Annotated in this window: 12 protein-coding genes and 1 pseudogene; 10 read left to right on the top strand and 3 right to left on the bottom strand. The window is 72.0% G+C overall.

Annotation, left to right across the window (positions count from 1 at the left end; all coding sequences use genetic code 11):
* On the top strand, positions 1–380 hold a 380-nt coding region (locus ACVNF4_RS25555; RefSeq protein WP_461805220.1), incomplete at its 5' end, for a flotillin domain-containing protein.
* Between the two features lie 80 nt (positions 381–460).
* Positions 461–907 carry a type II toxin-antitoxin system PemK/MazF family toxin gene (locus tag ACVNF4_RS25550; protein ID WP_461805219.1) on the top strand — a complete coding sequence of 149 codons (447 nt, stop codon included), beginning with the start codon at positions 461–463 and terminating at the stop codon, positions 905–907.
* A gap of 32 nt (positions 908–939) precedes the next feature.
* Here ACVNF4_RS25550 and ACVNF4_RS25545 read toward each other — a convergent pair whose 3' ends face one another.
* Positions 940–1,761 (bottom strand): TIGR02452 family protein, encoded by an 822-nt coding sequence (locus ACVNF4_RS25545; protein WP_461805218.1) that lies wholly within the window; start codon positions 1,759–1,761, stop codon positions 940–942.
* Between the two features lie 537 nt (positions 1,762–2,298).
* The gene (locus ACVNF4_RS25540; protein WP_461805217.1) at positions 2,299–3,153 is read right to left on the bottom strand and encodes a MerR family transcriptional regulator; all 855 of its coding nucleotides are present in this window, start codon (positions 3,151–3,153) and stop codon (positions 2,299–2,301) included.
* Positions 3,154–3,371: 218 nt separating this feature from the next.
* Between ACVNF4_RS25540 and egtA the strand changes: the two genes are divergently transcribed.
* The 5 genes and pseudogenes from egtA to ACVNF4_RS25515 all read left to right on the top strand — a co-directional run bounded on the left by egtA (position 3,372) and on the right by ACVNF4_RS25515 (position 8,180).
* Positions 3,372–4,649, top strand: coding sequence for an ergothioneine biosynthesis glutamate--cysteine ligase EgtA (gene egtA / locus ACVNF4_RS25535; RefSeq protein WP_461805216.1), 1,278 nt, complete (start codon positions 3,372–3,374; stop codon positions 4,647–4,649).
* On the top strand, positions 4,646–5,965 hold the full coding sequence (egtB, locus tag ACVNF4_RS25530) for an ergothioneine biosynthesis protein EgtB (RefSeq protein ID WP_461805215.1): 1,320 nt from the start codon (positions 4,646–4,648) through the stop codon (positions 5,963–5,965). Before egtA ends, egtB begins: the two co-directional genes overlap by 4 nt.
* Positions 5,965–6,711 (top strand): annotated as a pseudogene (egtC, locus tag ACVNF4_RS25525) (ergothioneine biosynthesis protein EgtC); the annotation flags it as partial. The gene egtB and the pseudogene egtC, both read left to right, overlap by 1 nt.
* 248 nt (positions 6,712–6,959) lie before the next feature.
* The gene (gene egtD, locus ACVNF4_RS25520) at positions 6,960–7,922 is read left to right on the top strand and encodes an L-histidine N(alpha)-methyltransferase (RefSeq protein WP_461805214.1); all 963 of its coding nucleotides are present in this window, start codon (positions 6,960–6,962) and stop codon (positions 7,920–7,922) included.
* Positions 7,923–7,967: 45 nt separating this feature from the next.
* A complete protein-coding gene (locus ACVNF4_RS25515; protein WP_461805213.1) occupies positions 7,968–8,180 on the top strand; it encodes a dodecin in 213 nt (70 codons plus the stop codon).
* A gap of 416 nt (positions 8,181–8,596) precedes the next feature.
* Here the strand turns inward: ACVNF4_RS25515 and ACVNF4_RS25510 are convergent, their stop codons facing one another.
* Positions 8,597–9,082: a phosphatase domain-containing protein gene (locus tag ACVNF4_RS25510; RefSeq protein ID WP_461805212.1), complete on the bottom strand. Its 486-nt coding sequence runs from the start codon at positions 9,080–9,082 to the stop codon at positions 8,597–8,599.
* A 103-nt stretch (positions 9,083–9,185) separates the two neighbouring features.
* Between ACVNF4_RS25510 and rpmF the strand changes: the two genes are divergently transcribed.
* From rpmF to ACVNF4_RS25495, 3 genes are all read left to right on the top strand, one after another.
* On the top strand, positions 9,186–9,356 hold the full coding sequence (gene rpmF / locus ACVNF4_RS25505) for a 50S ribosomal protein L32 (protein WP_461805211.1): 171 nt from the start codon (positions 9,186–9,188) through the stop codon (positions 9,354–9,356).
* A gap of 5 nt (positions 9,357–9,361) precedes the next feature.
* The gene (locus ACVNF4_RS25500; protein ID WP_461805210.1) at positions 9,362–10,534 is read left to right on the top strand and encodes a GTP-binding protein; all 1,173 of its coding nucleotides are present in this window, start codon (positions 9,362–9,364) and stop codon (positions 10,532–10,534) included.
* A 36-nt stretch (positions 10,535–10,570) separates the two neighbouring features.
* Positions 10,571–10,955 (top strand): LacI family DNA-binding transcriptional regulator (locus ACVNF4_RS25495; protein ID WP_461805209.1); only part of this gene is annotated, 385 nt, incomplete at its 3' end.

The raw sequence follows: 10,955 nt of genomic DNA, 5'->3' as shown, positions 1-10,955 counted from the left end.
AGGCCGCCGCCGCGCAGGCCAAGGGTCTCGCCGCGGCCGAGGCCACCCGTGCCCAGGGTCTCGCCGAGGCGGAGGCCATCAAGGCGCGCGCCGCCGCCCTCGCCGACAACCAGGAGGCCGTCGTCGCCCAGCAACTCGCCGAGAACTGGCCCGAGATCGTCCGGGCCGGCGCGTCCGCCTTCGGCAACGTCGACAACATGGTCCTCCTCAACGGGGCGGACGGAATGGGCGAGTTGTTCGCGAAGGCGCTCACGATGGGCGGCACCGGACTCGGTCTGGCCCGGCAGTTGCTGTCGACGATGAACCCGAACGAGGCCACCCACCCGCAGGAGACGACGCCTCCTCCTGCCCTCAAGAAGGTGTCGGTGGACGAGGAGTAGCCGCCACGGCGTCCCCGGCGGCGGAGCGACTCGGCACCCGCCGCCGGGAACCCCCTCGGCCCCCGTCTAAAGTGCCCCCCGTGAGCACGTTCACCGATGACGACGTCCCCGGCCGTTTCGGCCCCACCGCGACCACCGAGGCGGACCCCCACGACGTGGGCCGGGTCCGTACCGAGTACGCCCCCGAGCACGACGGGGATCCCGATCCCGGCGAGATCGTGTGGACGTGGGTGCCTTTCGAGGAGAACGACGGACGGGGCAAGGACCGCCCGGTCCTCGTCGTCGCCCGGGAGTCCGAGGGCACGGTGCTCGCCGTGCAGCTCTCCAGCAAGCGGCACGACGGCGACCGCGAGTGGGTGCCGATCGGGAACGGGCCGTGGGACAAGTCGGGCCGGGACTCGTGGGTGGACGTGGACAGGGTGCTGCGGCTGCACGAGGAGGGCATGCGCAGGGAGGCGTGCGCGCTGGACCGGGGGCGGTTCAATCTGGTGCGGCAGCGGCTGCACGAGAGGTACGGCTGGACGTGAGGTGGAGAGGGTCGCGAAGCGGCCCTCTCCGTTCATGAGCGGCGGCCTTCGAAAACCCGCGCGAAAGCCCCCCGCACCACAGCCCCCGAAGTCCGGTCGAGCACCCCGAACACCACCCGCTCGAACACCCCGGTAAACCTCCCCCCGTCCGTCAGCAACCCCCGGAACACCCCCGCCACCACCCCGGGATCGTTCTGGAACACCCCGCACCCCCACGCCCCGAGCACCACCCGCCTGTACCCGTACGCCACCGCAGTCTCCAGCACCCGCTCCGCCCGCACCGCCAGCGCCCCCGGCACCTCCCCCGCCCGCTCCGGCGCGGTCCGCCGGATCACCCCGGCGTTGGGTGCGGCGGACGTCAGGAACCCGGCGAGGTAAGGCGCGTCGAGGAATCGTCCGCGGTCGTCCCGGAACACGGGAACCCCGGGTGAACAGATGACCCGGTCGCTGTAGAACGGGTCGCGATGGGCCCGGTGATACGCGTAGAACTCCGGCGCCTCCAGCAGACACGCGTACAGCGCGGAAGCCCGGCACAGCGCCTCTTCCTGAGCCTGCGCGCCGTTGAGGAAACCGCCACCGGGATTCCGCGCGGAAGAAAAGTTCAGTACGGCGACGGGCCGGTCGGCCAGTCTCCGGGCCGCCTCCAGGCTGCTCTCCCCGGTGACCTCGAAAACGGTGTCGGCGACGGCGAGCGGCTCGCAGTCGACCGCCCCGGGCCCCACCATCACCGTCCCCTTGCGGGCGGCGTCGACGGCGTCCCCGAGGAACACCTCACCCCCGCCCGGCCCCCGATAACTCCCTGCGGAGACGATCTGGACCGTCTCCCGGGCGATCCCCCGCAACCGCGCGCTCACGGCGTCACCCCCGTGGACGCCATGACCGCACGGCTTCTCACTGTCGTGCACATGCAGCCATCGTCCGCGCCCCGCCACCACACCCGCAATGGATTTTCCCGCCCCTCCCGAAGCACCACGGACCCGGATTCCCCGGACAACCGGTCACGACACCGCCACCCGGCCCACCGGGACCAGCCGCGACGCCGGCGCCCGCCCCCACCGGGACCGGTCGCAACGCCAACGCCCAACCCACCGAGGCCAGCCGCAACACCGGCGCCCAACCCACCGAGGCCGGTCGCGACGCTGGCGCCCGCCCCACCGGGACCAGCCGCAACGCCGGCACCCAACCCACCGACACCAGCCGCAACGCCGGCACCCAACCCACCGACACCAGCCACGACACCGCCACCCGCCCCCACCGAGACCGGTCGCAACGCCAACGCCCACCCCACCGAGGCCAGCCGCAACACCGGCGCCCAACCCACCGACACCCGCCACGACACCGCCCCCCACCCCACCGAGACCGGTCACGTCGGGCGAAGCCCCAGCCGGTGATCAGTCGCCGTCCGGTGTCTCCAGCTGATCCAGTGCGATGAGCTGCCCCGCGCGTTCCATGCAGCGCACCCGAGCGGGCGAGAAGTCGTAGGGCATCTTGCCGAACGCCTCGCCCACCGTCATCCCGCTGTCCTCCTCCTCGCCCGTCAGATCGTCGTCGTACGTCTCGAAGAGTTCCTCGTCGGCCGCGTCCAGCCCGGCCGCCTCGGCGGCCCGCATGAGGGCCCGGTGGTGGGCGCAGTGCTGCGCGGCGAGTTCCTCGACGCGCGGGTCGTCGGGGTCGACGCCGTCGTCGAGGGCGGCGACGGCCGCGTCGAGGCGGTCCGCCTCGGCCCGCAGGTCGGGGTGGGTGGCCAGCACGACGTAGGTGCCGGCCTGGACGGCCGCTCCGAGCGGCCCGAAGATCCGCTCCGTGACCAGCAGGGACTCCAGGTCGGCGGGGCGCAGCGCACCCTCGGGCAGGTGGCCGAGCCGGTCCGTGACCAGCGGGGAGAGCAGCCCGAGGGGGCTGCCCACGGCCCGCAGCCGCTGGACCGCCGCGCGCCGGCGCCGGATGTCGGCCTCCTGCGCGGCCAGGGCGTCGTCCAGCCGGTCGAGGGTGTCCTCGATGTCCCGGGCCCCGTCGAAGGCGGACCGCATGTCGTCGAGGCTGATCCCGGCCTTGGCCATTCTGCGGATCCACAGCAGCCGGATCATGTCGTCGTAGCCGTAGCGGCGACGGCCGTCCGCGCCCCGTTCGGGCTCCGGCAGCAGACCGATGTGGTGGTAGTGGCGGACGGCGCGCGGGGTGGTGCCGGCGAAGGCGGCGGCGTCGCCGATCTTGACCTTGCGGGGCGGTGTGAACAAGGGGTACATCGCGGAGCGGCCTTTCTCGCGGGAGTGCCCCGACGACACCACATGCCGCTACGGCACCTGCAACCCCGCGGCACGACACCTCGGCATCCGGCACCGCTTCCTCCCGTTTCGCCCCCTTGTGGTATCCGCCCCGAGGGTTTTGGGTGGGACGAGTGATCCCGGCCGGGCACCCGTCCGAGCCGAACCGGTGGCATGGTGGAACCTCAGGAGGATCCCGAATGTCCGACTCTGTGACCGACGGCGGCGGCTGTACGAACGGCCGGACCGCCCTGACGGAAGCCGAGGTGGAGGCCCTGGTCAGGGGCATCTGCTTCAAGACGGGGCCGCCGAACACCGTCGGCGTCGAGGTCGAGTGGCTCGTCCACGAATCGACCGAACCCCGCCTCCCGGTGACCCGCGACCGGCTGGAAGCGGCCTACGCCGCCCTGCGTCACATCCCGCTCGACTCGGCCCTGACGGTGGAACCCGGCGGCCAACTGGAGCTCAGCTCCCGCCCCGCCGCCTCCCTCACGGAGTGCGTGGACACCGTCTCGGCCGACCTCACCGCCGTCCGCACCGCGCTGAAGGCCCACGGCCTCGCCCTGACCGGCATCGGCACCGACCCCTGGCACACCCCCCGCCGCTATCTGCGCGAGCCGCGCTACGACGCGATGGAGACGCACCTGGACCGGACGGGCCCGGCGGGGCGGGCCATGATGTGCACGTCGGCGTCGGTGCAGGTGTGCCTGGACGCCGGGTACGAGGAACCGGGGCCCCTCGGGCTCGGCCGGCGCTGGTGGCTCGCGCACCACCTCGGCGCCGTCCTGGTCGCCGCGTTCGCGAACTCCCCACTGCTCGGCGGGGAGCCCACCGGCTGGCGCTCGACCCGCCAACTGCTGTGGATGGAGATCGGTCCGGGCCGCGCGGGCGGCCCCGACCTCGCAGGTGCCCCGCGCGACACCTGGTCCCGCCTGGTGCTGGACGCCCCGGTGATGTGCGTACGCCGCGACGACGGCCCCTGGGACGTCCCCGACGGCCTCACCTTCCGCGACTGGACCCGTACCGGCACCCCGACCCGCGCCGATCTCGACTACCACATCTCGACCCTGTTCCCGCCGGTGCGCCCGCGCGGCCACCTGGAGCTGCGGATGATCGACGCGCAGCCCGGCGACGACGGCTGGATCGTCCCCCTCGCGGTGACGACGGCCCTCTTCGACGACCCCGAGGCCGCCGAACGCGCCTACCGCGCGGTGAAGCCCCTCGCGGAACGCGCCCCGACCCCCGCCCCCCACAACCCCCTGTGGCTCACGGCTGCCCGCGAGGGCCTCACCGACCCCGAACTCCACGCCGTCGCCGTCACCTGCTTCACCGCCGCCCTCGACGCCCTGCCCCGCCTCGGCGGGAGCCCGGCCGTGCTCGACGCGGTGAGCGACTACCACGACCGCTACATCACACCCGGCCGCTGCCCGGCCGACGACCTGCTCGACAGCCTGTACGGCGAGGAGACGCACCGATGACCGCCGAACCCTCCGTGGACCCCGAGGCGATACGCAGCCGGGCGCTGGCCACCCTGACGACGGCCCGCGCCCGCACCACCCTCCTCACCTCCTGCGTCGAGGACCCCGACCTCACCGCCCAGCACTCCCCCCTGATGTCCCCGCTGGTCTGGGACCTCGCGCACATCGGCAACCAGGAGGAGCTGTGGCTCCTGCGGGCGGTCGGCGGCGGCGACCCGATGCGCCCGGAGATCGACACGCTGTACGACGCGTTCGAGCACCCCCGCTCCGAGCGCCCGACGCTGCCGCTGCTGCCGCCCGCCGAGGCCCGCGCCTACGCGGCCGAAGTCCGGGGCAGGGTACTGGACCTGCTGGAGAAGGCCGACTTCCACGGCACCCGGCTGACGGCGGCCGGGTTCGCGTTCGGGATGATCGCCCAGCACGAACAGCAGCACGACGAGACGATGCTGATCACCCATCAGCTCCGCAAGGGCCCCCGGGCCCTCATCGCCCCCGACCCCGACCCCGCGCCCCCGTTCACCGGCCCCTCCGAAGTCCTCGTCCCGGGCGGCGAGTTCACCATGGGCACGGACTCCGAACCCTGGGCCCTGGACAACGAACGCCCCGCGCACCGCGTCGAGGTGGCCGACTTCCACCTCGACACGACGCCCGTGACGAACGGCGCCTACCTCCGCTTCATCGAGGACGGCGGCTACGACGAGCCCCGCTGGTGGCACCCCGCCGGCTGGACGCACATCCGTCAACACGCCGTCCGCGCACCCCAGTTCTGGCACAGCGACGGCGGCCAGTGGCTGCGCCGCCGGTTCGGTGCCACCGAGGTCGTGCCGCCCGACGAGCCGGTCGCCCACGTCTCCTGGTACGAGGCCGACGCGTACGCCCGCTGGGCCGGACGCCGGCTGCCGACGGAGGCGGAGTGGGAGAAGGCCGCCCGCCACGACCCGGCGACCGGGACGTCCCGCCGCTATCCGTGGGGCGACACTGAGCCGGCGCCCGAGCACGCCAACCTCGGCCAGCGCCACCTCCGCCCGGCCCCCGCCGGAAGCTACCCGGAGGGTGAATCCCCGCTCGGGATACGCCAGTTGATCGGCGACGTGTGGGAGTGGACGGCGAGCGACTTCCTGCCCTACCCGGGGTTCAGGGCGTTCCCGTACAAGGAGTACTCCGAGGTGTTCTACGGGCCTGAGTACAAAGTCCTGCGCGGCGGTTCGTTCGCCGTGGACGAGGTCGCCTGCCGGGGGACGTTCCGCAACTGGGACCTGCCCGTCCGGCGCCAGATCTTCTCCGGGTTCCGCACGGCCCGTTCGGGGGCCGTCTGATGTGCCGTCACCTCGCCTACGTGGGCGACCCGTTGCCGCTGGGGAGAGTCCTCCAGGACCCTCCGCACAGCCTGCTGCGCCAGTCCTGGGAGCCGCTGCACCAGCGCTCGGGGACGGTCAACGCCGATGGTTTCGGGGTGGGTTGGTACGCCGACGGCGACCCCGTCCCCGCCCGCTACCGCCGTACCGGCCCGATCTGGGCCGACCTCTCCTTCACCGACCTCGCCCGCGTCGTCCGCACCCACGCCCTCCTGGCCGCCGTCCGCGACGCGACCCTCCCGAGCGCCGACGGGGAGGCCGCGGCGGCGCCCTTCGCCGGGGACCACTGGCTGTTCAGCCACAACGGCGCCGTCAAGGGCTGGCCGGCCACCATGACCCCCCTCACCCCGACCCTCACAGCGACGGACCTCCTGACCCTGGAGTCCCGCACGGACTCGGCGTTCGTCTGGGCCCTCCTCCTGGCCCGCCTCCGCAGGGGCGAGCCCCTCGGCGACGCCCTCTCCGCCACGGTGACCGAGGTCGCCGAGGCGGCCCCCGGCTCCCGCCTCAACCTCCTCACCACGGACGGCACTTCGATCGCGGCGACCACCTGGGGCGACAGCCTCTGGTACCTGACCGACCCCGGCCGGTACACGGTCGTCGCCTCCGAGCCGTACGACGACAACGCCGCCTGGCAGGAGATCCCCGACACCACCCTCCTCACCGCGACCCGCACCGAGGTCCTGCTGAGCCCCTTGAAGGATCCAGGGCCTGCCGTTCGGGCCAGTTCGGCGTCGCGGGGTCTGGCACGCGCATCTGCGGCGTTGTCGTCGGTCGCCGACTCCCCCAAGTTCTCGGCTTCGCTCGAACAGGGGGGACCCCCATCGCGTCGACTCCCTCCTCCGCCTTGCAGCTGCACGCACCAGACCCCGCTCCAGGTCGGCCAAGAAGAACCGTCCCTTTCGGCCGACCTGGCCCGAACGACAGGCCCTGCCGCACCGAAGGAGCCCCGTCCGTGAGCCCGTTCCGTCTCACCCGCGCCCTGCCCGAGGGCGCCACCGAAGCGGCCCTGCGCGCCGATGTCCTGCGCGGTCTCACCGCGAACCCCAAGTGGCTGCCGCCCAAGTGGTTCTACGACGCCCGGGGCAGTGAACTCTTCGACCTGATCACGGAGTTGCCCGAGTACTACCCCACCCGGGCCGAACGCGAGATCCTCCTGGACCGGGCGCCCGAGATCGCCTCGGCGTCCGGCGCGCGCACCCTGGTGGAGCTGGGCTCCGGCTCCTCCGACAAGACGCGCCACCTGCTGGCGGAGCTGACCGGCCTGGACACGTACGTCCCCGTCGACGTCAGCGAGAGCGCCCTCGCCCAGGCCGGCGAAGCGCTCCTCGCCGAGCACCCCGGCCTCACCATCCACGCCCTCGTCGCCGACTTCACCAGCGCCCTCCGCCTCCCCGACACCCCCGGCCCCCGCCTGCTCGCCTTCCTCGGCGGCACGATCGGCAACCTCGTCCCCGCCGAACGCACCACGTTCCTGACGTCCGTCCGCGCCCTCCTCTCCCCCGGCGATACGTTTCTCCTGGGTACGGACCTGGTCAAGGACGAGTCCACCCTCGTCCGCGCCTACGACGACTCCGCCGGCGTCACCGCCGCCTTCGACAAGAACGTCCTCGACGTCGTCAACCGTGAGCTCGGCGCCGACTTCCACGCCGACGCCTTCGACCATGTCGCCCTCTGGGACCGCGACCACGAGTGGATCGAGATGCGTCTGCGCTCGCGCGTCGCCCAGACGGTGAAGATCCCCGCGCTGGACCTGGCGGTCGACTTCGCCCCCGGCGAGGAGCTGCGCACGGAAGTCTCCGCGAAATTCCGCAAGCAGGGCATCGAAGCCGAACTCTCCGCCGCCGGCCTGGACCTCACCCACTGGTGGACCGACACCGCCGGCCGTTTCGCCCTCTCCCTCTCCACCGCCCGCTGACCGGCCCACCTCGCGCCGCCCGGCGGCGTGAGGCACGGTGGAGCCATGTCGAACCACACCTACCGCGTCACCGAAATCGTCGGCACCTCCCCCGCCGGCATCGACCAAGCCGTCCGCAACGCCATCACCCGAGCCGACCAGACCCTCCGCAACCTCGACTGGTTCGAGGTGACCCAGGTGAGGGGCCAGATCGAGAACGGCGAGGTGGCCCACTGGCAGGTGGGCCTGAAGGTGGGCTTCAGGCTGGAGGAGGACTAGAGACCAGCGACCGGGCCGCTCTCCAGGAAACGCGGGACGACATCCACCCCACGCCCCCCAGCCACGTCTTCAGAGACGCGGAACCACACCCGATCCGCAACGACCCACAACCACGCTGCACCCCAATACGGCGCCCGACCACATCTTTCAGGGGCGCGGGGAACTGCGCGACCAGCCACAACGGCGCTACAACTCCACACGGCGCTGAGCCACACCCCCCAGGGGCGCGGGGAACTGCGCAACCACCCACAACGGCGTTGCAGCCCTACACGACGCCCGACCACATCCTTCAGGGGCGCGGGGAACTGCGCGACCAGCCACAACGGCGCTACAACTCCACACGGCGCTGAGCCACACCCCTCAGGGGCGCGGGGAACTGCGCAACCACCCACAACGCACCCGCACCCGCCACCCCCTCAAGCCCTCCCCTCCCCCTCCTGCGCAACCTTCAACACCTCCGACGAAGCCACCCACCGAGCCCGAACCACCGAAAACCCCGCCCGCTCCACCTCCACACACACCAACTCGTCGTCATCGACCACCACCCGAACCTCCCGCCCCCGAGCCACCCCCCTCAACACGGCCACCTTCACCTCCCGAGCCGGCCGCCGATCCGAGTTGCGCCGCATGAAGACGCGCCCCTCGGGCAACCCGTGCCGAGCCAGCCACGCCACCGTGTCGCGCCGACACCGCTCAGGCCGCCCGGTGAGATAGACGATCTCGCAATCCTCCGCACAGGCCAGCGCGAACGCCACCCCCTCGGCGATGGGCGGATCCTGGGACGCGGCACCGAAGAACCCGTCCCAGTCCTTCCGGGCGCCTTCGAGGAACCGCTGCCGATGCCCCGTATCGGCAAGCGTGTTGTCGAGATCGAATACGGCAAGAGGCCGACTGTCAGTCACACCCCCACCCTAATCCGCCCCACCGACACCACCCCCAATTGTTAATGGGAACCATTTTCAGATAGCCTCCCCGGGACACACCCCACCTCCCGAGGAGCCCGGCATGGCCGTCCCGAAGCGCAAGATGTCCCGCAGCAACACCCGCCACCGCCGCGCCCAGTGGAAGGCGAGCGTCCCCATCCTGGTCCCGGTCACGATCGCCGGCGTACAGCACCTCGTCCCCCAGAACCTGGTGAGGGCGTACGAACGCGGCCTCCTCACCCCGGAAGGCTGACGTACGTGCCACAGCCCGACACACCGCATCCCACCCGCCTCCCGGTGACCGTCCTCTCCGGCTTCCTCGGCGCAGGCAAGACCACCCTCCTCAACCACGTCCTCAACAACCGCGAGAACCTCAGAGTCGCGGTGATCGTGAACGACATGAGCGAGGTGAACATCGACGCGGCCCTGGTCAGAGGCGGCGAAGCGGCCCTCTCCCGGACAGAGGAACGCCTCGTCGAGATGACGAACGGCTGCATCTGCTGCACCCTCCGCGACGACCTCCTGGAGGAGGTGGACCGCCTGGCCCGCGAGGACCGTTTCGACCACCTTCTGATCGAATCGTCCGGAATTTCGGAGCCGCTCCCCGTCGCCGCCACCTTCGCCTTCGCGCGCGACGACGGCGCCACCCTCGAAGACGTGGCCCGCCTGGACACGATGGTCACGGTCGTCGACGCGGCGAACTTCCTCTCGGAGCTGTCCACCGGCGACGAACTCGCGGCCCGCGGCCTCGCCCCCTTCGAGGACGACGAACGCACGGTCAGCGACCTCCTGATCGACCAGGTCGAGTTCGCGGACGTCATCGTCCTGAACAAACTCGACCTGGTCGACACCCCCACCGCCGACCGCCTCCACGCCACCCTCACCCGCCTCAACCCGACGGCCCGCGTCCTGACGTCGACCCACAGCCGCGTCCCCCTCCGCGAAGTCCTCGACACCGGCCGCTTCGACCTGGAACAGGCCCAGCAAGCCCCCGGCTGGGTGCGGGAGTTGAACGGCGAGCACACCCCGGAGACGGAGGAGTACGGCATCTCGTCCACCGTCTTCCGCTCCGAACTCCCCTTCCACCCCGCCCGCTTGTGGACGTTCGTCACCGAACACCTGGACAGCGGCGCCTTCGGCCGCATCCTGCGCTCGAAGGGCTTCTTCACCCTCTCCACCCGCCCCCACATCACCGGCCTCTGGTCCCAGGCAGGCTCGGTCGCCCGCTTCGAACCCTCGGCGGCCCGCGACGAGGACGCCCCCTACGCCCAGGAACTGGTCTTCATCGGCACCCAGTTGCATGCCGAGACCCTCCGACAGGCCCTCACGCAATGCCTGTTGTCACCGGGCGAGACCGCGGAAGACGACCCGTTCCCCCTGTGGGCGGCCACCGGCATCGACGACACCTGCGACCACGAACACGCCGGCTGACCCCCACCCCACGGGCCTCTAGTAACGTCAGGCCCCGTGACCAGGGAAAAGCAGCGGCCCAGCACGATCCGGGACGTCGCCGCGCGGGCGGGCGTCTCCGTGGCGACCGTGTCGCGCACGCTCGCGGGTGACTACCCGGTGTCGGTGGAGACCCGCAGACGCGTGATGGAGGCAGTGGACGCGCTGCACTACGTGGTGAACGTGCACGCCAAGGCCCTGTCGGGACAGGTCGCGGGCCCGATCGCGCTGGTCGTGAAGGACATCACCGGCCCGTCGCTGGCGCATGTCGCGGCCGGGGTGGAGCAGGAGGCCGCCGACCGGGGCCGACTGAGCCTGGTGTGCGCGACGCGCGGCGACCCTGCCCGGGAGGACGCGCTGGTGCAGTTGGCCCGCCAGCAGCACGCGGCGGCGGTCCTGCTGG

The organism is Streptomyces sp. S6 (assembly GCF_054880855.1).
Note: the sequence above shows the minus strand (reverse complement) of the source record. Positions and strands in the feature narration are given on the sequence as shown.

What these genes read in the sequence shown, in the direction of transcription:
- ACVNF4_RS25540 (WP_461805217.1), bottom strand. Translation starts at nt 3,153, where the DNA reads ATGTACCCCTTGTTCACACCGCCCCGCAAGGTCAAGATCGGCGACGCC.
- egtA (WP_461805216.1), top strand. Translation starts at nt 3,372, where the DNA reads ATGTCCGACTCTGTGACCGACGGCGGCGGCTGTACGAACGGCCGGACC.
- egtB (WP_461805215.1), top strand. Translation starts at nt 4,646, where the DNA reads ATGACCGCCGAACCCTCCGTGGACCCCGAGGCGATACGCAGCCGGGCG.
- ACVNF4_RS25515 (WP_461805213.1), top strand. Translation starts at nt 7,968, where the DNA reads ATGTCGAACCACACCTACCGCGTCACCGAAATCGTCGGCACCTCCCCC.
- rpmF (WP_461805211.1), top strand. Translation starts at nt 9,186, where the DNA reads ATGGCCGTCCCGAAGCGCAAGATGTCCCGCAGCAACACCCGCCACCGC.